The organism is Rhizobium sp. KNZ14-9A, assembly GCF_056755015.1.
Genome location: NZ_JBPGXB010000002.1, coordinates 2,978,863 through 2,999,613, shown reverse-complemented (window position 1 = coordinate 2,999,613; position 20,751 = coordinate 2,978,863). Strand labels below are relative to the sequence as shown.

Here is a 20,751-nt window from a genome sequence, read left to right as displayed (position 1 = left end):
CATGAAGGTTCTGTTGATCGGATCGGGCGGACGCGAGCACGCACTCGCCTGGAAGCTGGCGCAATCGCCGCTGATGACGGAATTCTACGCTGCCCCCGGCAATCCCGGCATCGCAGAACATGCGACACTGGTCACGCTTGATGTCGACGACCACGATGCGGTCGTCGCCTTCTGCCGGCAAAAGGCGATCGATTTCGTCGTCGTTGGACCGGAAGCCCCGTTGGTTGCCGGCATCGCCGATGCGCTGCGTGCCGCAGGCTTTGCGGTCTTCGGCCCGTCTGCTGCGGCTGCCCAGCTCGAGGGTTCCAAGGGTTTCACCAAGGACATCTGCGCCCGCTACAATATCCCGACCGGCGCTTATCAGCGTTTCAACAACGCGCCAAAGGCCAAGGCCTATATTCGTGAGCAGGGTGCGCCGATCGTCGTCAAGGCCGATGGCCTCGCCGCCGGCAAGGGTGTGACGGTCGCCATGACCCTGGACGAGGCACTGGCCGCGGTGGACGATTGTTTCGAAGGCGCTTTCGGCGAGGCCGGGGCCGAAGTCGTCGTCGAAGCCTATCTCGATGGCGAGGAAGCAAGCTTCTTCTGCCTCTGCGATGGAAAGACCGCCCTTCCTCTCGCGACGGCGCAGGACCATAAACGTGCCGGCGAGGGCGATACCGGTCCCAATACCGGCGGCATGGGTGCCTATTCGCCCGCACCCGTCATGACGGCCGCGATGATCGAGCGTACGATGAAGGAGATCATCGAGCCGACCATTCACGGCATGGCAGAAAGTGGCCATCCCTTCAGTGGTGTCTTCTTCGCAGGCCTGATGATGACCGCCAAGGGGCCGGAACTCATCGAATACAATGTCCGCTTCGGTGATCCGGAATGCCAGGTGCTGATGATGCGGCTTAAGAGCGATCTCCTGCCGCTGCTGCTTGCCTGCGCTCATGGTACGCTGGACCAGGTCGAGGCCGAATGGACCGACGACCCTGCGCTGACCGTCGTCATGGCCTCGAAAGGCTATCCCGGCTCCTATAAGAAGAACACCCCGATCCTCGCACTGCCGGCAGCCGGCGATGGCGAGAAGGTGTTTCATGCCGGCACATCGCTGAAGGATGGTGCTCTGGTGGCCACCGGCGGCCGCGTCCTGAACGTGACAGCGACGGGCCGCACGGTCGGTGAGGCAAAGGACCGCGCCTATGCCCTGCTCGACGGGGTGAAATGGGAAAACGGCTTCTGCCGCCGCGATATCGGCTGGCGCGCGGTCGAACGCGAAAAGGCATAAGTACCGGGCAGACAACGGCCCGTTTCGCTAAATTTTTACCCTTTCTTCTGACGGGATGGAAACAAAGCTGCGCTAATCTGGCTCTTAATGTGAGACGGAGTAGTGTTGATGCGTCAGATTTTCCTCAGTGCAGTATTTCTGCTGGCGGCTGGTTCCGCCATGGCCGCCTCGATCGAAGTGGTCGGGCCGAGCAAGCCGAGGGAAGCCGGCAGCATCATTACCGAGACCTGCGACCATTGCCCGCCGCTTCAGACGGAAGCCTCCAAGAGGGATTATTCCGTGCCGGAACTGCGTCCCGGCGCTTTCCAGCACGCCGAGGTCCGTGATGTTGATGGAGAAAAAAAGATCTATCGCACCGAAAACTGGATGGGTGGTTCCCCCGTCCTCTTTGTGAGCAAGGCAACGCCTGAGCAGATGCTTGCGCTGGCTCCACCGGTGCCCAGCGAGGGTATCGACAATGAGGCGACGGCTGCCGTGGTCGGCGGTGAGGCGAAGCCGGTAGCGGCCGGCATGAGTGGAGCCACGCCTCTCGACTCTTCCGCGTTTGAGCTCCGTTTCTAATCGGATCTCTTTGCCACTCGGATCAAAGTTTCGATCATCGCGAACGCACTCTGAAGAGAAGCAGGGTGCGTTTTGTCTATTTAAAGTATGTATATTCTAATTTACGTGATTGCATTCATGAGGGGGTGCAACTTAGACAAGTCTGTAAGAAGATACCCATCAATTTTACTAGGCCGCCCGACTAGAAGCCCTGCCTTTGTTAAAAGATAATTTAATCATTCACATTAATTTTACTTACCGAGGGCCGGAGGACGCATGATTGCGCTAGCTGAGCGCGCGATTTCTCGCGCGCAGGTCGGGAGTTGACCGATCCGGGAGACTGCATTTCACCTTTTCCGTGAGGCCAATCATGAAGAAACTCAAGATTGCTCATCAGCTTTTTGCGCTGGTCGGTGTTTTGATGGCTGCATTTGCAGTCGCAACCTATTTTGAAATCCGCACATCCGAGCAGGCAATCTATGATGAGCGTTTCGACATGCTGCGCACGCAGGTCGAATCAGGCATCTCCGTCCTCAACACCTTCTACGAACGCGAGAAGGCCGGCCAGATGACGCATGAGGCTGCCCAGACCGAAGCCTTCGACATCCTGAAGCGCGTGACCTTCCAGCCATCAGGATATCTCTTCGGCATGGACTACAATGTCGTCCAGCTCTTTCATCCGAATCCGACCAATATCGGTAAGGACATGAGCGGTCAGGTAGACAAGACGGGCACGAAATTCAGCCAGGCGCTCGTCGACCACGGCAAGGCCGGCGGCGGCCGTACCTTCTACTACTGGGGCAAGCCCGGCCAGCCGGAAGACCAGGTCTTCCTCAAGGGCGCCTATTCCAAGGCTTTCGAACCCTGGAAGATCGTCGTCGGTACCGGCGTCTATCTCGATGACCTGCAGCAGAAGGTCAATGCGACGATCTGGAAGGCGCTGACCGCCTCGCTGATCGTCTTTGTCGGCGGCATCGCCGCTGCGGCCTATTTTATCCGTGGCATCTCCAGTCCTCTGAAGGACGTGCACAACGCCCTGCAGGCGGTTGCCGAGGAAGATGTTTCCCTGAAGATCCCGCATACCGGCATGAACAACGAAGTCGGCATGATGGCGAAGGCGACGCAGTCGCTGCAGGAAAAGATCAGGGAACGTCACGCGATGTCCGATCGCGAGGCTGCCCAGCAGCTGGCTCTCGAAAGCGAGCGCGAAAGCAACCTGCGCCATCAGCAGGATGAAGCCTCGCTGCAGGCTCGCGTCGTCAGCACCATCGGTCAGGCGCTGGAGCAGATCGCCCACGGCGACCTGACGGTGCGTTGCGCCGACATCGGCCAGAAATACGCGGCCCTGCGCGACAACTTCAACGATGCGCTTTCGCATCTCGAGGCCGCCATGGCCCAGGTCAGCGCCAAGGGCGGTGATATCGGTGTCGCCAAGGAAGAGATCCGCCGCGCCTCCAACGAGCTTTCGCAGCGCACCGAGCGTCAGGCCGCAAGCCTGGAGGAAACCTCGGCTGCTCTCGACGAGCTGACCGTTGCCGTCCGCCAGACGGCCGATGGTGCCCATGAAGCCAGCAAGCGGGTTCACTCGGTCTCGACCGAAGCAACCCACAGCGATGCGATCGTCACCCAGGCGATCGAAGCCATGAGCGGCATCGAGAAGTCCTCGTCGGAAATCACCAAGATCATCGGCGTCATCGACGAGATCGCCTTCCAGACGAATCTCCTGGCGCTCAATGCCGGTGTCGAGGCTGCGCGTGCCGGCGAAAGCGGCAAGGGCTTTGCCGTCGTCGCTCAGGAAGTACGTGAACTGGCCCAGCGCTCGGCTGCTGCCGCCAAGGAGATCAAGGATCAGATCGCCCGCTCGTCTAGCCAGGTCGACCATGGTGTCCGCCTCGTCGGCGAGGCAGGCGAAGCGCTGAAGCGCATCTCCGACCAGATCAAGGCTGCCAATGAGATCGTCGCCAAGATCGCCCACAGCGCTTCCGAACAGGATATGACGCTACGTTCGATCTCGTCCTCGATGAACCAGCTCGATGCCGCCACCCAGCAGAACGCCGCCATGGCCGAAGAGACCACGGCATCGGCCGAAACGCTGGCTGCCGACACCGATGAACTGCTCGGCCTTATCAGGGGCTTCCGCGTCGGCAATGCTGCCGCAGCTCCCGCCACGCATCAGGGGCGCCGCGCCGCTTAAAGACGGGGTGACTAAAAGCAATTTCATCACGAAGGAAATTAGCGGCCGCCGGATGAAGATCCGGCGGTTTTGCTTTCGGTGCCCCCCAGATTTGTAGGGAAATTTTGTCCAAAATCTAATAAAATTAAAGCTTTATTATAGGATGAATGCCAATCGTAACCAACCGGTCGCAGCATGTTCCTTTAGCAGCGGTAGATGCGTCGCCTTTATCTGGCGCGCTCGCACAGGCGGTAGAAAACCGCACCGGAATGCAGCCACTCATTCCCGTTGCGAGGCATCATGAAAAATTTGAAAATATCGAAGCAGCTTATCTTGCTGGTCATCGGCCTGATGGTAGCGTTTGCGATCGCAACCACCCTCCAGGTCCGCTCCTCGGTCAATGCGATCTACAAGGAACGCTATGACATGCTGCGTTCGGAGGTCCAGTCCGCGGTCTCCGTTCTCAAGCTCTATCAGGCAAAGGTGACTTCAGGCGAAATGAAGCTGGAAGACGCCCAGAAGCAGGCCTACACCACGCTCAACGCCATGAAATACGACCCTGATGGTTATTTCTTCGGCTATAGCTACGACATCCAGATGATGTTCCACTATGACGCCTCGAAAATCGGCCAGACCAACAAGGGGCAACCGGACAGCAAGGGCAAGCTCTATCGCGAAGAGCTGGTCAAGGTCGGGCAGCAGGGCGGTGGTCTCGTCGAATATTATTCCACAGCCAAACCGGGCCAGCCCGTTGGCGATTATCGCAAGACGGCCTATGCACTGGCCTTCGATCCCTGGAAGGTCGTCGTCGTCACCGGCGTCTACATGGACGATCTCGATGCCCAGGTGAACGACAAGATTCTGTCTGCGCTTTCTGGCAGCATCGTCCTGTTCTTCTTCGCCCTTGTCGCCGCCTATCTGGTCATCCGCGGTATTTCGAACCCTCTGAAGGACGTGCACAACGCCCTGCAGGCGGTTGCCGAGGAAGATGTTTCCCTGAAGATCCCGCATACCGGCATGAACAACGAAGTCGGCATGATGGCGAAGGCGACGCAGTCGCTGCAGGAAAAGATCAGGGAACGTCACGCGATGTCCGATCGCGAGGCTGCCCAGCAGCTGGCTCTCGAAAGCGAGCGCGAAAGCAACCTGCGCCATCAGCAGGATGAAGCCTCGCTGCAGGCTCGCGTCGTCAGCACCATCGGTCAGGCGCTGGAGCAGATCGCCCACGGCGACCTGACGGTGCGTTGCGCCGACATCGGCCAGAAATACGCGGCCCTGCGCGACAACTTCAACGATGCGCTTTCGCATCTCGAGGCCGCCATGGCCCAGGTCAGCGCCAAGGGCGGTGATATCGGTGTCGCCAAGGAAGAGATCCGCCGCGCCTCCAACGAGCTTTCGCAGCGCACCGAACGTCAGGCCGCAAGCCTGGAGGAAACCTCGGCTGCTCTCGACGAGCTGACCGTTGCCGTGCGCCAGACGGCCGATGGTGCCCATGAAGCCAGCAAGCGGGTTCACTCGGTCTCGACCGAAGCAACCCACAGCGATGCGATCGTCACCCAGGCGATCGAAGCCATGAGCGGCATCGAGAAGTCCTCGTCGGAAATCACCAAGATCATCGGCGTCATCGACGAGATCGCCTTCCAGACGAACCTGCTGGCGCTCAATGCCGGTGTCGAGGCAGCCCGTGCCGGCGAAAGCGGCAAGGGCTTTGCCGTCGTCGCTCAGGAAGTACGTGAACTGGCCCAGCGCTCGGCTGCTGCCGCCAAGGAGATCAAGGATCAGATCGCCCGCTCGTCTAGCCAGGTCGACCATGGTGTCCGCCTCGTCGGCGAGGCAGGCGAAGCGCTGAAGCGCATCTCCGACCAGATCAAGGCTGCCAATGAGATCGTCGCCAAGATCGCCCACAGCGCTTCCGAACAGGATACGACGCTACGTTCGATCTCGTCCTCGATGAACCAGCTCGATGCCGCCACCCAGCAGAACGCCGCCATGGCCGAAGAGACCACGGCATCGGCCGAAACGCTGGCTGCCGACACCGATGAACTGCTCGGCCTTATCAGGGGCTTCCGCGTCGGCAATGCTGCCGCAGCTCCCGCCACGCATCAGGGGCGCCGCGCCGCTTAAAGACGGGGTGACTAAAAGCAATTTCATCACCAAAGAAATTAGCGGCTGCCGGTTTCCCCGGCAGCCGTGTCGTTAGCCGGCATGGCCGATCCGCTCGATGAGGCGGTCGATGTCGCGGTCCGAAAAGACCTCGATACCCGCCTGCTTGAGGGCAGCCGCAGTAACGCCGTTGCCGGCGTGCCGGTTGCCTGAAAAGGACCCGTCATAGATGAAGCCGGAACCGCAGGACGGGCTGCCATCGATCAGCAGCGCATAGCGGCAGCCGCTATCGGTCGCGAGCCGCACGGCATTTTCCGCCGCCTGCAGGAATTCATCGGTCACATCGCCGCCTGTCAGCTCCACGACACGGGCGGTACCTGTCAGCACATCCTCGCCCGTTGCCGCATCCGTGATCTCGGCAGGCGGCCGTGGTACCGGCATTCCGGCCGACATTTCCGGGCAGATCGTGACCAGCAGGCCTTCCTGCATCCAGCGTTCGATTGCCGGATGGACAAGCGGCTTCGCGCGTCCGTCATAGCGGACGGCGTGGCCCATGAGACAGGCACTGACGAGGATTTTCGACACCATGAATGAGCTTTACTGCATATTCACGCCGGCGTCATCGTTCCATCCGCGATGCAGCTTCCTCAATGCAATTTCGCAACCAGCATTGCGCCGGGTGCGCATCATTGCGCCTGTGCCATGACAGGACGAAGGGGACGCCGGCGAAACGCTGACCATCGCCAAGATGCAGAAGGGGCGACAAGGGTAAAGAAACACGAAGAGTTCTATCCGTCTTCTGACGAAATTGCCTTCACTCGACGTCATCCTCGGGCTTGTCCCGAGGATCTGCTACGCATCAACCCACAGTAGATGCTCGGGACAAGCCCGAGCATGACGGAACGAACTGAGGGGACGAAAGGCCCGATTTGTTTATCGTCTATCTCTCAGCCGGCAATCTTCGAGAAATCCGCCACCGTTCCAGTCGCGGCGCGAATCATCCGCAGCAGCGCAAGGCGGTTGGCGCGGATCGCCGCATCCTCGTCATTAACGAGCACATCGGTAAAGAAGCGATCGACCGGCGCGCGCAGCTTCGACAACGCTTCCATGGCCGAGCGGAAATCTTCATGCGCAACGGCGCCCGCAGCTTCCGACGAAGCCTTGCTGATGGCCGCAAACAGTTCCTTCTCGGCATCAAGCTTCAAAAGCGCTTCCGAAACGCCATCGGCAACCACGGTCCCCTTCTTTTCCTCGGCTGCGAGAAGCTGCGTGGCGCGCTTGGTGCCGGCAAGCAGATTGATGCCGTCTTCCGAGGTGATGAACGCCGTCAGCGCCTCGACGCGGCGGGCGACCATCAGGAGGTCGTCGGATTCAGGTGTCAGCACGGCATCGATGAGGTCGTGTCGAGCACCCTGTTCGCGCAGATAGACCTTGAGGCGGTCGTGGAAGAAGGAGAGCAGATCGAACTGCCGCGTCAGGTCGTCGGTATCGACGCTGGCGCCAATATCCATGTCGATGCGTTGCATATGCGAGGTGATGCGCGGCAAGAGCGTCACGCGGCCGCGCTTTTCGAGCAGGATGCGGATGATGCCGAGTGCCGCACGGCGAAGCGCAAACGGATCCTTCGAGCCGGTCGGCTTCTCGTCTATCGCCCAGAAACCGATGAGCGTATCGAGCTTGTCTGCCAGCGCCACTGATATCGCCACCTTGTCGTCGGGCACACGGTCGGACGGGCCTTGCGGCTTGTAATGGTCTTCGATCGCGGTCGAAACGGAGGTGTCTTCGCCCTGCAGCGTCGCATATTTGCGGCCCATGACGCCCTGCAGTTCCGGGAATTCGCCAACGGCTTCGGTACGCAGGTCCGCCTTGCAGAGAACCGCGGCGCGGTCCACCACCTTGTAATCGGCGCCGACGGGCATGGCGATCTTGGCGGCCATCGCTCGGATGCGTTCGACGCGATCGCCCTGTGTGCCGAGCTTGGCATGGAAGGTCACGTTGAGAGCATCGAGCTTGGCCATTCGCTGGTCGAGCGGCTTGGCGAGGTCGAGGCCGAATTTCTTGGCGGAAGCTTCCAGCGTCTCGAGGTCTGGCAGGTTGCCCTGGTCGCGCTTCCAGAAATGCAGCGCGTCCGATAGGCGCGCACGCACGACCTTACCGTTGCCGTGAACGATTTCCTTGCCGCCATCCTTCGCCTGGATGTTCGACACGAGAATGAACTTGTTCGAAAGCGTCTCTCCACCCTGTTTGCGGGTGACGAAGCATTTCTGGTTGGTCTTGATGGTCAGGCGGATGATTTCTGACGGGATCGAAAGGTAGTCCTCCTCGAAGGAACCCATCAGCACCTGCGGCCATTCGACGAGGCCGGAGACTTCTTCCAGCAGGCCCTCGTCCTCGACCAGTTCCAGCCCGCTCGCAAAGGCGATGTCGCGGGCATCATGCAGGATGATGTCCTTGCGCCGCTCCGCATCGAGAATGACCTTCGCCTTTTCGAGGCTCGCGACGTAATCGTCGAAGCGCTTGACGGTAATGGCCTCAGGTGCGTGGAAGCGGTGGCCGTAGGTCACGTTGGAGGCGACGAGGCCGTCGATCTCGAAGGGGATGACGACCGTTTCTTCATGCTCGGTGCCGAAGGTGCAGACGATCGACTGCAGCGGGCGCACCCAGCGCAGCGAGCCGGGCTGCGAGGACGCCTTGCCCCAGCGCATCGACTTCGGCCAGGGGAAATCCTTGATAATGCCGGGCATGACTTCGGCGATGATCTCTTCGGCGCCGCGGCCCGGCTTGGAGATGACGGCGACGTAGAAATCGCCCTTCTTCGGATCGCTGACGACCTGTGCCTCGGAAACTGAAGAAAGGCCGGCGCCGCGCAGGAAGCCCTCGATCGCCTTTTCGTTGGCGTCGGTGCGCGGCCCCTTGCGCTCCTCTCGGATATCGGCGGAGCGGGCCGTCAGCCCGTGAATGTCGAGCGTCAGGCGACGCGGCGTCCAGTATTCGCGCGCACCCTCATAGGTCAATCCTGCTTCCACCAGGGCATCGGTGAGGAGCTTCTTGAGGTCACCGGCGGCCTTGCGCTGCATGCGGGCGGGGATCTCTTCGGAGCGAAGTTCGAGAAGCAGGTTCGGCATGGTACTCTTTTCCTGGCGCCTGCAGGGCAGGGGCAATCAAAAATGGTCGCCTCTGCTACCAAAGAATGCCGCATCTGCACAACCGCAAAAACAGGAGGCGAAAGGCTCAATTGCGCCTCAGATATATGGCTTAAACCGACAGGAGCGTTCCCTTCCGCTGTGGAAAGCGGCGGTAGGCATTGCCTTGCTGCTTTTCGCCGCTATGGTCCGCCAACCCCTAATAAACTGCAGGAAATCTCATGGCCGCTGACCTTCGTTCGCTCGCAGCAAGTATCTCCGCCGAAATCAACGCCCGGCCCGATCAGGCCAAGGCGGCGATCGAGCTGCTGGACGAGGGTGCAACGGTGCCGTTCATCGCCCGATACCGCAAGGAAGTGACGGGCGGGCTGGATGATACGCAGCTGCGTACGCTGGCCGAGCGGCTTGTCTATCTGCGCGAGCTTGAAGCCCGCCGCGATACGATCATCGAATCCGTCACCAGCCAGGGCAAGATGAGTGACGAGCTGATGGCGAAGCTCTCGGGGGCCGCCACCAAGGCCGAGCTGGAAGACCTCTACCTGCCCTACAAGCCGAAGCGCCGCACCCGCGCCGAGATTGCCCGCGAGCGCGGCCTTGGCCCGCTTGCCGAAGCGATCCTCGCCGATCGTGGCAAGGATCCGGCCGCGCTGGCGGAGGCCTATATCACGGCCGATGTGCCTGACGTGAAGACTGCCCTCGAAGGGGCCCGCGATATCGTCGCCGAAGGTTTTGCCGAAAATGCCGATCTGCTCGGCAGGCTGCGCGCCCATATGCGCAATGCCGCCCTTCTGAAGGCCAAGGTCGTAGACGGCAAGCAGGCGACCGGCGAAAAGTTCTCCGATTATTTCGATCATTCCGAACGCTGGGCAACCGCCCCCGGCCACCGTGCGCTTGCCATGCTGCGCGGCTGGAACGAGGAAGTGCTGACGCTGACAATCGAGGCCGATGCCGAGGTTGCCTCGCCGAATAAGCCGGTCGAGCGCATGATCGCCGCTGCTTACGAGATCGGCGCAAGCCGTCCGGGCGATCGCTGGCTGATGGACGTCATAAGCTGGACCTGGCGCGTGAAGCTGTCCATGTCCCTTTCGCTCGATCTGATGCGCGAGTTGCGCGAAAGGGCGGAAGAGGAGGCGATCCACGTTTTCGCTCGCAACCTCAAGGACCTGCTGCTCGCAGCACCCGCCGGCTCGCGGGCCACGATGGGTCTCGATCCGGGCATCCGCACCGGCGTCAAGGTTGCGATCATCGACGGCACCGGCAAGCTGCTCGACACAACGACGGTCTATCCTTTCCCGCCGAAGAACGACGTGCGCGGCACGCAGGCAGAGCTTGCCTCCCTCATCCGCAAGCACAATGTCGAACTGATCGCGATCGGCAACGGCACGGGCAGCCGCGAGACGGAAAAGCTCGTGGCCGATATGCTGGCCGCACTTCCTGCGCCAAAGCCCACCAAGGTCATCGTCTCTGAAGCCGGCGCCTCCGTCTATTCAGCTTCCGAAACCGCGGCCGCCGAATTCCCGCAACTCGACGTTTCGCTCCGCGGCGCCGTCTCCATCGCGCGGCGCCTGCAGGACCCGCTCGCCGAACTCGTCAAGATCGAGCCGAAGTCGATCGGCGTCGGCCAGTATCAGCACGATGTCGATCAGACGAAGCTCTCCCGCTCGCTCGACGCGGTCGTGGAAGATGCTGTGAATGCCGTCGGCGTCGATCTCAATACGGCGTCCGCGCCGCTTCTGTCCCGCGTGTCCGGCCTTGGTCGTTCGATTGCCGATGCGATCGTGCTACACCGAGACCAGAATGGCGCTTTCGAAAGCCGCAAGGACCTGTTGAAGGTTGCCCGCCTTGGCCAGCGCACCTTCGAACAGGCGGCCGGCTTCCTGCGCATCCCTGACGGTAAGGAGCCGCTCGATGCGTCTTCCGTGCATCCGGAAGCCTATGGCGTGGCAAAGAAGATCGTCGCCGCCTGCGGCCGCGATCTGCGCTCTCTGATGGGCGACAGCGTCACCCTGAAGGCGCTCGACCCGCACAAGTTCATCGACGAGAAGTTCGGCCTGCCGACCGTCAAGGATATCATCGCCGAGTTGGATAAGCCCGGACGCGACCCGCGCCCTAGCTTCAAGACTGCGACTTTTGCGGAAGGCATCGATGAAATCAGTGACCTGAAGCCAGGTATGGTGCTGGAAGGCACCGTCACGAATGTCGCTGCCTTCGGCGCCTTCGTCGATATCGGCGTGCATCAGGATGGTCTGGTCCACGTCTCCCAGCTTGCCGACCGTTTCATCAAGGATCCTCACGAAATTGTGAAGGCCGGCGACGTCGTCAAGGTGCGCGTTGTCGAGGTGGATGTGAAGCGTAAGCGCATCGGCCTTTCTATGCGCAAGGATGACGGCGTTCCGGCCGGCTCTCCGCGTGGTGAGTCGCGTGGCAATACCGGCCAGCGCCCGCAGCAGGATCGCAAGCCCACGCCGGCAAAGCCGCAGAGCCAGGGCGCCTTCGGTGCGGCGCTGTCCGAAGCGATGAAGCGAAAATAAGGGCTTAGGGGCCGAAATTGCAAAAATGTCACACTTTGGCAATTGAATCTGCGGAGTGCTAAATCCGGCGCTTGTAAGGCAGAAGAGAGCTATTAAGTTGATGTGACCATCCTGTCACATTTGCGAGGCGTCCATGGCGTCGGCATTCTTATCGATTGTCCAAAAAATTGTCCGAAAGGGTTCTTTGGCCCTTACTCTTGCCAACGGCGAAACCCACACGATTGGCGACGGCACCGGGGAACTGGTTGCCGTTCGTCTTGCCGATCAGGAAGCCGAGGATGCGATCCGTCGCGATCCGACGCTGAAGCTCGGCGAAATGTATATGGAAGGCCGGTTCATTCTCGAACAGGGCGACATCTACGACTTCCTCGCTCTGGTGAAGCAGAACACCACCAACGAAATCTTCGATTTCAAGATGGCCGCCCTGCTGATCGGCCGCATTGCCATGCAGCAACTCAAGAGCCGCATGCCGATCAACCACAACAAGCGTAATGTCGCCCACCATTACGACCTCTCCGAAAAGCTCTTCGAACTCTTCCTCGACGAGGACTGGCAATATTCCTGCGCCTATTTTGATCCGCCCGGTATCAGTCTGGAAGAAGCGCAGGTCGCCAAGAAGCGCCACATCGCGGCAAAGCTCATGCCGCAGCCGAACCAGCGCGTGCTGGAGATCGGCTCCGGCTGGGGCGGCATGGCCATGTATCTGGCGGAATCGACGCCCGGCCTAGACGTCACTGGCATTACGCTCAGCGAAGAGCAGCTGAAGATTTCCCGCGAACGGGCAGAGAAACGCGGTCTTGCCGATCGCGTCCGCTTCGAGCTGCAGGATTATCGTTACATGAACGGCAGGAAGTTCGACCGCATTGTCTCGGTCGGCATGTTCGAACATGTCGGCATCGGCAATTACGGCAACTTTTTCAAGAAGGTGCACGAGCTCCTGGATGACAACGGCATCATGCTTCTGCATTCGATCGCGCGTCCGAAGCCGAGCTTCGCCACCAACGCCTTCATCGAGAAGTACATCTTCCCGCAGGGCTACATTCCCTCGATCGCCGAAACACTGGTGCCGCTCGAAAAGGCGGGACTGCTGACGCGCGACGTCGAAGTGCTCCCGCTGCATTACGCCTATACGCTGCGCCACTGGCGTGAGCGCTTCGTTGCCCGCAAGGCAGAAGCCGTGGCGCTTTACGACGAGAAGTTCTTCCGTATGTGGGAGTTCTATCTGGCCGGCTCCGAAATGGGCTTCCGCTGGGACGAACTCTTCATCGAGCAGATCCAGATCACCAGGAACCAGTTCGCGACGCCCGATAACCGGAATTATATCCCGGAGAACGAGGCAAAGCTTAGGGAATTCGAGGCGACGCGTCCGCCATTGGAAAAGTTTACCTTCTGATATCGAAAGCGCGGCCTGGCCCGCGCTTTTTTCTTTTTGGAGAGACGGATATGAGCGCATTTCCCGAAATCACTCTTGTACGCCACGGCGAGACGGCATGGTCGCTATCCGGCCAGCACACTGGCCGCAGCGATATTCCGCTCACCGCCAATGGCGAGGCTGCAGCCCGCGCGCTCGCTCCGCGGCTCGCAGGTCTTTCCGTCTCCGCTGTCTGGTCCAGCCCCTCGCAGCGGGCGCGCAACACCTGCGCGCTCGCAGGTTTCGGGGAGGGGGCCGTCATTAAGCCTGATCTCGCCGAATGGGATTACGGTGCCTATGAAGGTATCACCACCAAGGAAATCCTGTTGAAACGTCCCGGCTGGCAGCTCTTCCGCGACGGCTGTCCGGATGGTGAAGCCGCCGCCGATATCGGCGCTCGTGCCGATCGCATCATTGCCGAATTGCGGCAGGCCAATGCCCCGGTCCTGATCTTTTCGAGCTCGCATTTCCTGCGTGTGCTCGGCGCCCGCTGGCTCGGCCTGCCCCCGGAAGACGGCTCCCGTTTCATTCTGGATACGACGAGCATCAGCGTTCTCGGCTATGAGCACGATTTGACCGAACCGGTCATCCGCCGCTGGAACCAGAAGTAATTTCCCATCCCTTCGATCTTTCCGCCTTGGTTAAGATAGAGGTAACACCCTCGCTATAAATGTACCGATCGCCGCCGTCCGCGGCCGTTCTTGTATTGCGTTTCCTGGAGTGCGGATGTGTTTAATCGATCTGTCGTATCGATCTTTTTAGCTATTGCTCTTTCCTCTTTCGGCACCGCCTCCGCCCAGGAAGGCGGCCATTGGTGGTCCGGCGACTGGTATCTGAAAGTCGGCGTATCAGGCTTTTCCGCGCCGAAGTTCGAAGGCGCCTCAAGCAACGAATTCAAGTTCAGCCCGCTGATTTCGGTCGGTCGTCAGGGCGCCGGTCCGCGCTTTTCCTCGCGCAACGACAATCCATCCTTCGCGCTCGTCGATAACAGCGGCTTCCGCGCCGGTATCGTCGGTCGCTATGTGCCTGAGCGTGACCAAGACGACGACAGCGATCTGCACGGCCTGAAGAAGGTCAAGTGGGGCGCGGAAATCGGTGGTTTTGCCGAGGTTTATCCGACCGACTGGCTGCGCGCTCGCGCCGAAGTCCGCCAGGGTATCCGCTCCCATGATGGCCTCGTGGCCGACGTGGCGCTTGACGCCTTCACCGATATCGCGCCCGATCTGCAGCTCTCCGGCGGCCCGCGTGCCACCTTTGCGACGAGCGGCTACTTCCATTCCTATTACGGCGTCAACGAAGCGCAGTCAGCCGCAAGCGGGCTGAAGCCTTATGATCCCTCGGGCGGCATCCAGTCCTATGGTGCCGGCACGGCGCTAACCTGGAACGCGACGGAGAACCTGTCGACGAGCGCCTTCGCGGAATATAAGCGCCTTGCCGGTCCGGCGGCCGACAGCAGCCTTGTGCGCGAGAAAGGTTCAAAGAACCAGTTCCTGATCGGCTTGTCTGCGAGCTACAAGTTCAATTTCACGCTGAACTGATCCGGCTGCCTGAACGCGCCCAGATCATACCCAGCCGCCGTCGACGATGAACTGCTGGCTCGTGCACATGGCGCTGTCGTCGGCGGCCAGAAACAGCGCCATGCGGGCGATGTCGGAGGGCTGCAGCCTGTCCGGGAGACACTGGCGCTCGGCGATCTGCCGTTCGCTGGCTTCCGTCAGCCAGAGGCGCATCTGCCGTTCGGTCATCACCCAGCCGGGCACCATGCAGTTGACGCGGATGCGCTCGGGCCCCAACTCCCGTGCAAGCGCCCGTGTCATCCCGTAGATCGCCGCTTTCGCCGTCACATAGGCCGGGCAATCCGGATCGCCGACCATCCAGGTGATCGAGCCGAAATTAATGATCGAGCCGCCGCCAAGCGCCGTCATATGGGGCCGAACAGCCTGCGCAGCGAAGAACTGATGACGCAGGTTGATCGCCATGCGGTCGTCCCAATAGGCGACGGTCACGTCCTCCGTCTGGTGCCGGTCGTCGTTGCCGGCATTGTTGCAGAGCACCTGAAGCGGGCCGTTCTGCGCAACCGCTTCACCGATCGCGTGCTTCAGCGCCTCGATATCGCGCAGATCGCAGGGAATGAAGAGCGGCGCAGTGTGACCATCAGCGTCTATTGCAGCGGCAAGCTCACGGCCACTCTCCTCGGCGATATCGACGAAAGCGACCCGGCTGCCCTGGGCGCAGAAGTGCCGCACAAGGCTTTCGCCGATGCCGCTCGCCCCGCCGGTGATGAACACACTTCGGCCTCTGAGGCTCGGATAGCTGGCGTAGGTCACAAGGTTGTCGCTGGCATCTCGGCTCATCGGGAACTCCGGAAAGAAGGTCGTAAAGGCTGGTGGGTCGTGCGCGAATGTGGCGCCCGACTGTATCAAACGGAAGACGCCGCAGGCACCCGGGAAGCGCTGCAGCGTCTTTTTCAACGGTGTTCAGAACCGGAACTTGCGGCGGACTTCGGGCCCGGTTCAGAAGCTCACGTTGAAATTGATCTTGACCGCATGGTCCTGGGTATCGCCCGCAATCTGACCTGCGTAGGATGCGCCGATCGTTGCGTTTTTCGCCAGGTTGAAATCCAGGCCGGCTTCCATGGTCAGTGCATTCTCGGCAATCGGGGCGCCGACGGAATCGAAGCTTGCGCCGGTATTGAAGGCGAGTTTGGAGCTCGGCGTGACATCGCCATAGGCGTGCCGCCAGCCAAGCATGCCTCGCACGGTCGCCTTGGTATCCTGCAGATCGATATCGGTGGAGGCGCGAATGCCGAACGTGGTGAAAGCGGTGTCCATGCTGGACGATCCGGTTGACAGCGCTGCGATCGTGCCGCCTTCTTCCGAGAAGGCATCGCTCTTCAGGCGAGCATAGGCGAGGTTGGCGAAGGGCTCGAAAGCGGTATCTTCAAAATCCATCCGGTAGGCCAGTTCCGCGAAGGCCTGGGTGGTGCGGGCGTCGTAGTCGGCCGACAGGGTCTCGTTGAAGGCCGGGAAGACGACATGGCGCTTAGTGCTGATATCGTGCGAGGTATAGAAGACGCCGGTGCGGAAGCCCAGCGCACCCCATTGCGTGCCGCCATAGATACCGAGATGGACGTTATCGCTCGAGCCGGATGAGGTGCGGGCATCGACATCAAAACTGGTATTGCTGTAGCCGGCCATTGCGCCGAAGCGCCATGTCCCGACAGCCGCATCGGCGCCGAAGACGATGCCACCGGTCGAGTGATCGAAATCGGCCGCGTAGCCCGCTCCCTCGGTCGTGCTCTTGGCGCCGATCGCCTGGCTCCAGATGGCGAGGCCTTCGGTGTTGCTGATCGCGCCTGTCAAACCGTTCTCGTCATAGGAAGTGACCTCCGACATGGGCGTGCCCACTGCGCTGAACGCCGAGCGGAGGCGCTGGCCGACCGCATCGTCGAGATAGAGGCTGTCCTGGATGAAGGCGCCCTTGACACTGGAATGGATCTCGCCGGAGAGCGCATTGCCGTAGGGCCGCAGATAACGATAGAAGCCGATGGACTCGTCGATCAACGGATCGGGCTGTTCGCGGTTGATGACATAAAGCGACCAGCCATCCTTGGTCCAGCCGAAGGAGAGCCCCTCGACTTCCTGGTCGCCGGGAGTGTCGAGCTGGCCGATCTCTTCCACTTCGCCTGTCGTCAGATTGGCGCGATAGAGCGATTTTGTATCGCTTTCGGTGGAGAAATACATCCAGCCATCAAGGATCTTGCCGCCCTGCGCCTGGTCGATCGTCCTCGAAAGGGGAATGTACTGCTTGAAGGAGCCGTCGGAGAGATTGTAGACCGCGATCTCCGTGGAGTTGTCATAGGCCATGCCATAGAGGAGGCCCTTCTTGGCATCCACGGCTACCCAGCTCGCGACGTCATGCTTGCCATGCGGAGGGGTCAGGGCGAAATACTTGCCCGTATAGGTCATGTCGCTCGCGTTATAGATCGCAAAGACCGGCGTGTTGTATTTCTCGCCAGTGACGGGATCGCGGGTGCTGGTATCCAGCGAGATGTAGAGGTATCCGTCGGCGTAATCGATGTCGCCGATATGATTGAGGCCTCTGGGCGCACCGGCAAACGGGTTTGCGAGGGCCGGATCAATCGCGCTGTTGTCGCGCGTTATCGTGGTGAAGTTGCCGTCCGCCTTGTCCAGCGCGTTCGTGCCGGAAAAGTACCAGTTCTTGCCGTCCGTCGTCACGCCCTGGCCGCGATAGGTGATGGGATCGTCGGTGAATGTAAACTTCTCGACCATGATCCAGGGCTCGACGGCATAAGCAGGCATGGCCGTCGCGCAGAGGAGAGCAGTCAGGATGAGCGGTCTTGCCGCTTGCGCCATGGGCGCCCTGGTTGAGGGACCTCTGGTCATGAATGGCATTTCAAGTCTCCTTTTCGTAGGGCAAAGGCTGCTTGGTCGCAGCCGAGAGGGACCGCCGACCTGATGGCAGGCGGCGGCGGTGAAGGCGGCGTGATGAAAGCGCAGTGATCCGCTGACAGGCCTCGAAGGCCGGTCGGTCGTGATGCTTTCATGGAGAGTGGGGTGCGTGCTGGTTCAGCGCGCGTAGTCGAACCGATCGAAAATGCGATTATACATTTGCGATATTCGAGTTATAAATCGCGTCATTTTCAAATGCTGAAAATATAGACACAGAAATATAGAATAAGATCGGGATCTAAGCTCGAAATTTTGTTAGTAAATCCATCATAAATCTTCCATTTCTGGGACTCTGATTCTACTTAAACACGTTTATCCAAGTTTATTCATGTATTGCGAGTTGACGTCACTAAAGAGACTGTTCTATGAGAGCGGTAATAGGGGAGCGATATGACAATAGTATGAATAGTATGAAGAATAGGAAGAATGCGAAAGCCCGTCTGGCTCTCGCGGCGCCGTTGCGCATGGAGGGGATGGTCGGCAGCAGCCTTCACACGAGGGTGCTCAATGAGATCGGCCAGAGCATCGTGCGCGGTGATCTTTTGCCCGGCGATCCGTTGCCGAATGCGGATGACTGGAGTGCCGCGCATGGGGTAAGCCGCACCGTATTGCGTGAAGTGATCAAGGTTCTGGCCGGCAAGGGCATGGTGGAATCGCGTCCGAAAATCGGCACCCGCGTGCGTCCGCGCAGGGACTGGAATTTTCTCGATCCGGATGTGCTCCTGTGGCGCTACGGCGGCAGAACCACCGCCGAGGACGCCCGTTCGCTTTTCGAGTTGCGCCGTGCGATCGAGCCGACGGCCGGTGCGCTGGCGGCCGAACGCGCCACCGCGGCAGAGATCGAGCATTTGCGTGGTCTGCTCGCCGAGATGGAACGGGCGGGCGATGACGGAGCGCGTTTTGCCGTGCCGGATCTTGCTTTCCATCAGGCGATCCTACGCATGTCCGGCAATGAATTGATCGGTTCGTTGGCGGCGCTGATCGAGACTGCGCTGGTGATCAGTTTCCGGCTTTCCGACGACAATCCGCAGGGCCAGAGCCATTCGCTGCCGCTGCATCAGCAGGTCGTGGAGAGTATGGCAAATCGCGATTCCGCCGGCGCGAGCAAGGCCCTGGTTTCTTTGCTGGACGGGGCCGAGGAAGATGTGAGGCGTGCCCTGGCCGCGCGTCAGCGATAGATATGCCGGCCGGTGATCCGATGATGCTCTCCTTCGCGCCGCGGGACAGGAGCCTTGCGGCATGAAGCGGATACGATCGGGCAGCAGATGGTGGAGCTCGCCGGCGATGGAGTCTTGACCGTGGGCGCTGCCCATCGCTAGATGACCGTATGCAACAGATTGACGGTCTCAACGGGCGCGTTGCCGATGCGCCCTCGGATAATTGGGTTTATCGCATCCTGCCGCCCTGGCTGTGGCCCTATGCGCAGCTTGCGCGCTGGGACCGGCCGATCGGCTGGCAACTCCTCATGTGGCCGTGCTTCTGGTCGGCGACCCTTGCCGCCAATGCGGCTATCGAGCCGCGCGTCTTCTCCGGCGCCCTGCTGCTCTATCATCTGTTCCTGTATTTTATCGGCTCCGTCGCCATGCGCGGCGCAGGCTGCACCTATAATGACCTTGTCGACCACGAGATCGACATGCAGGTGGCGCGCACCCGCTCGCGTCCGCTGCCTTCAGGTCGTGTGACGCGCCGGCAGGCGAAGATTTTCATCGGGCTACAGGCGCTGGTCGGTCTGTTCGTGCTGTTACAGTTCAATTGGTTTGCCGTGCTTCTCGGCGTGCTGTCGCTCGGGGTCGTCGCCCTCTATCCCTTCGCCAAGCGCTTTACCGACTGGCCGCAATTCTTCCTCGGTCTTGCCTTTTCCTGGGGCGCGCTCATGGGCTGGGCAGGGATTTTCGGCAGCCTCTCCTTCTCTGCCTTCCTGCTTTATCTAGCCTCGGTCGTCTGGACGATCGGCTACGACACGATTTATGCCCATCAGGACAAGGAGGATGACGAGCTGATCGGCGTTCGCTCCACCGCGCGCCTGTTCGGCGAGCGCACGCGTCTGGCGCTTGTCGGCCTCTACGGACTGACGCTGGTGCTGATGTTCCTGTCCTTTGCGCTTGCTGGTGTCGGCCTTCTGGCTTTTGTCGGTCTGTTGATTGCCGCCGGAATGTTCGCCTGGCAGATCAGGGCGCTCGATATCAACGACGGCGCGCAGTGCCTCGCGCTCTTCAAATCGAACACCCGAGTCGGATTGATCATCTTTCTCGGCCTGTTCGTCTCGCTGCTTTTTGCCATTCCCTGATCTGAAGTGAAAAATGACCCCGAAATGAAAAACCCGGCGCGATGGCCGGGTTTTGAAATCGGTTCAGAACGTATCGCTCAGCTGCGGGCGATGATTTCCTTGCCTTCGATCTTCATGATGACGCCGAGCTTGCCGGTCGTGCGGCGCACGAGGAAGCGCGGGCGGCGGTTTGCGAAATAGGAGTGACGACGGCGCGGCTTCATTTCGCTGGTGCGCAGTCCGCCAAGATGTTCTTCGAGAGGGCGGGCGACACCGTCGGCTTCCACCATCAGCATAGGAATGCCGAAGGCTTCCGACCAGCTGCGCCAGTCGGCCGCGATATCGCCGAGATCGTGGGCGACGAGCAGCGGAATGCAGAGTTCCGGATCTTCGTGATGCAGCTCGAGCGTCACGGTGACTTCACCATTGCCATGGTCGATGGCGCGCGCTGCAACGCCTTTGAAGACGCGCCGCGGCAAGGCGATGGAGAGCGGCAGGCCGCTGGAGGGGAGAATTTTGCGCAGGACCGCGCCGCGTTCGTCGATCGTTATGCTGACGTCACTGGCATGGTCGTGGATGGCGTAGCTTACCTGCTGCGGAAAGCGAGACGGATCAAGACGCAATGTCGTGCCAGCCCAGACGGGCTTCAGAACGGTATTCTTCATTTCATTTCTACCCTTGTCTTACCTGAGAGCCGGTTTCCGGTCTTCTCCTCGGGACTTTTCGTCCTCTGTGGTCCGACAATAGGCGGCTCCCGTTCCGTACAGCTTAAAAATTGCGGTTAAAGAAATCCTGCCTCCCGGAATGGTTAGCAAAACTGAATATGGCAGGGTTTCCGG

At 60.4% G+C, this 20,751-nt stretch carries 15 protein-coding genes; 10 read left to right on the top strand and 5 right to left on the bottom strand.

The features are described 5' to 3' along the window. Nucleotide 1 precedes the first annotated feature (1 nt). The 4 genes from purD to ACR9ZQ_RS21665 all read left to right on the top strand — a co-directional run bounded on the left by purD (nucleotide 2) and on the right by ACR9ZQ_RS21665 (nucleotide 6,110). Nucleotides 2–1,273 carry a phosphoribosylamine--glycine ligase gene (gene purD / locus ACR9ZQ_RS21680; protein WP_310378507.1) on the top strand — a complete coding sequence of 424 codons (1,272 nt, stop codon included), beginning with the start codon at nucleotides 2–4 and terminating at the stop codon, nucleotides 1,271–1,273. 108 nt (nucleotides 1,274–1,381) lie between these two features. Next, nucleotides 1,382–1,834: a plant virulence effector HPE1-like domain-containing protein gene (locus ACR9ZQ_RS21675; protein WP_481428791.1), complete on the top strand. Its 453-nt coding sequence runs from the start codon at nucleotides 1,382–1,384 to the stop codon at nucleotides 1,832–1,834. A 349-nt stretch (nucleotides 1,835–2,183) separates the two neighbouring features. Further along, complete coding sequence (locus tag ACR9ZQ_RS21670) at nucleotides 2,184–4,007, top strand: methyl-accepting chemotaxis protein (RefSeq protein ID WP_481428790.1); 1,824 nt, start codon at nucleotides 2,184–2,186, stop codon at nucleotides 4,005–4,007. Between the two features lie 279 nt (nucleotides 4,008–4,286). After that, nucleotides 4,287–6,110: a methyl-accepting chemotaxis protein gene (locus tag ACR9ZQ_RS21665; RefSeq protein ID WP_310378501.1), complete on the top strand. Its 1,824-nt coding sequence runs from the start codon at nucleotides 4,287–4,289 to the stop codon at nucleotides 6,108–6,110. Between the two features lie 72 nt (nucleotides 6,111–6,182). On the opposite strand, the gene ACR9ZQ_RS21660 is transcribed toward ACR9ZQ_RS21665, so the two are convergent. Further along, complete coding sequence (locus tag ACR9ZQ_RS21660; protein ID WP_310378499.1) at nucleotides 6,183–6,677, bottom strand: 2-thiouracil desulfurase family protein; 495 nt, start codon at nucleotides 6,675–6,677, stop codon at nucleotides 6,183–6,185. Between the two features lie 359 nt (nucleotides 6,678–7,036). Beyond that, entirely contained in the window at nucleotides 7,037–9,214 is a 2,178-nt protein-coding gene (glyS, locus tag ACR9ZQ_RS21655) for a glycine--tRNA ligase subunit beta (protein WP_310378496.1), read from the bottom strand. A gap of 239 nt (nucleotides 9,215–9,453) precedes the next feature. Here glyS and ACR9ZQ_RS21650 point away from each other — a divergent pair, with 239 nt between their 5' ends. The 4 genes from ACR9ZQ_RS21650 to ACR9ZQ_RS21635 all read left to right on the top strand — a co-directional run bounded on the left by ACR9ZQ_RS21650 (nucleotide 9,454) and on the right by ACR9ZQ_RS21635 (nucleotide 14,712). Further along, nucleotides 9,454–11,763 carry a Tex family protein gene (locus ACR9ZQ_RS21650; protein ID WP_481428789.1) on the top strand — a complete coding sequence of 770 codons (2,310 nt, stop codon included), beginning with the start codon at nucleotides 9,454–9,456 and terminating at the stop codon, nucleotides 11,761–11,763. A gap of 133 nt (nucleotides 11,764–11,896) precedes the next feature. Next, nucleotides 11,897–13,156: a class I SAM-dependent methyltransferase gene (locus ACR9ZQ_RS21645; protein ID WP_481428788.1), complete on the top strand. Its 1,260-nt coding sequence runs from the start codon at nucleotides 11,897–11,899 to the stop codon at nucleotides 13,154–13,156. Nucleotides 13,157–13,206: 50 nt separating this feature from the next. Further along, a complete protein-coding gene (locus tag ACR9ZQ_RS21640; RefSeq protein WP_481428787.1) occupies nucleotides 13,207–13,785 on the top strand; it encodes a histidine phosphatase family protein in 579 nt (192 codons plus the stop codon). A gap of 117 nt (nucleotides 13,786–13,902) precedes the next feature. Beyond that, on the top strand, nucleotides 13,903–14,712 hold the full coding sequence (locus tag ACR9ZQ_RS21635) for a MipA/OmpV family protein (RefSeq protein WP_481428786.1): 810 nt from the start codon (nucleotides 13,903–13,905) through the stop codon (nucleotides 14,710–14,712). Between the two features lie 24 nt (nucleotides 14,713–14,736). Here ACR9ZQ_RS21635 and ACR9ZQ_RS21630 read toward each other — a convergent pair whose 3' ends face one another. Together ACR9ZQ_RS21630 and ACR9ZQ_RS21625 are read right to left on the bottom strand one after the other, a co-directional pair. Beyond that, entirely contained in the window at nucleotides 14,737–15,528 is a 792-nt protein-coding gene (locus ACR9ZQ_RS21630) for an SDR family NAD(P)-dependent oxidoreductase (RefSeq protein WP_481428785.1), read from the bottom strand. Nucleotides 15,529–15,687: 159 nt separating this feature from the next. Further along, complete coding sequence (locus ACR9ZQ_RS21625; RefSeq protein WP_481428784.1) at nucleotides 15,688–17,589, bottom strand: autotransporter outer membrane beta-barrel domain-containing protein; 1,902 nt, start codon at nucleotides 17,587–17,589, stop codon at nucleotides 15,688–15,690. A gap of 557 nt (nucleotides 17,590–18,146) precedes the next feature. Between ACR9ZQ_RS21625 and ACR9ZQ_RS21620 the strand changes: the two genes are divergently transcribed. Both ACR9ZQ_RS21620 and ubiA read left to right on the top strand, forming a co-directional pair. Continuing rightward, the gene (locus tag ACR9ZQ_RS21620; RefSeq protein ID WP_439014227.1) at nucleotides 18,147–18,824 is read left to right on the top strand and encodes a FadR/GntR family transcriptional regulator; all 678 of its coding nucleotides are present in this window, start codon (nucleotides 18,147–18,149) and stop codon (nucleotides 18,822–18,824) included. A 149-nt stretch (nucleotides 18,825–18,973) separates the two neighbouring features. Further along, nucleotides 18,974–19,933, top strand: coding sequence for a 4-hydroxybenzoate octaprenyltransferase (gene ubiA / locus ACR9ZQ_RS21615; RefSeq protein WP_310378478.1), 960 nt, complete (start codon nucleotides 18,974–18,976; stop codon nucleotides 19,931–19,933). 77 nt (nucleotides 19,934–20,010) lie between these two features. On the opposite strand, the gene ACR9ZQ_RS21610 is transcribed toward ubiA, so the two are convergent. Further along, nucleotides 20,011–20,577, bottom strand: coding sequence for a DUF6101 family protein (locus tag ACR9ZQ_RS21610; protein WP_007817899.1), 567 nt, complete (start codon nucleotides 20,575–20,577; stop codon nucleotides 20,011–20,013). Nucleotides 20,578–20,751 lie beyond the last annotated feature (174 nt).

Coding starts and splice junctions, on each gene's coding strand:
- purD (WP_310378507.1), top strand. CDS start 2: ATGAAGGTTCTGTTGATCGGATCGGGCGGACGCGAGCACGCACTCGCC.
- ACR9ZQ_RS21665 (WP_310378501.1), top strand. CDS start 4,287: ATGAAAAATTTGAAAATATCGAAGCAGCTTATCTTGCTGGTCATCGGC.
- ubiA (WP_310378478.1), top strand. CDS start 18,974: ATGCAACAGATTGACGGTCTCAACGGGCGCGTTGCCGATGCGCCCTCG.
- ACR9ZQ_RS21630 (WP_481428785.1), bottom strand. CDS start 15,528: ATGAGCCGAGATGCCAGCGACAACCTTGTGACCTACGCCAGCTATCCG.
- ACR9ZQ_RS21645 (WP_481428788.1), top strand. CDS start 11,897: ATGGCGTCGGCATTCTTATCGATTGTCCAAAAAATTGTCCGAAAGGGT.
- ACR9ZQ_RS21640 (WP_481428787.1), top strand. CDS start 13,207: ATGAGCGCATTTCCCGAAATCACTCTTGTACGCCACGGCGAGACGGCA.
- ACR9ZQ_RS21675 (WP_481428791.1), top strand. CDS start 1,382: ATGCGTCAGATTTTCCTCAGTGCAGTATTTCTGCTGGCGGCTGGTTCC.
- ACR9ZQ_RS21625 (WP_481428784.1), bottom strand. CDS start 17,589: ATGCCATTCATGACCAGAGGTCCCTCAACCAGGGCGCCCATGGCGCAA.
- ACR9ZQ_RS21650 (WP_481428789.1), top strand. CDS start 9,454: ATGGCCGCTGACCTTCGTTCGCTCGCAGCAAGTATCTCCGCCGAAATC.
- glyS (WP_310378496.1), bottom strand. CDS start 9,214: ATGCCGAACCTGCTTCTCGAACTTCGCTCCGAAGAGATCCCCGCCCGC.
- ACR9ZQ_RS21670 (WP_481428790.1), top strand. CDS start 2,184: ATGAAGAAACTCAAGATTGCTCATCAGCTTTTTGCGCTGGTCGGTGTT.
- ACR9ZQ_RS21610 (WP_007817899.1), bottom strand. CDS start 20,577: ATGAAGAATACCGTTCTGAAGCCCGTCTGGGCTGGCACGACATTGCGT.
- ACR9ZQ_RS21660 (WP_310378499.1), bottom strand. CDS start 6,677: ATGGTGTCGAAAATCCTCGTCAGTGCCTGTCTCATGGGCCACGCCGTC.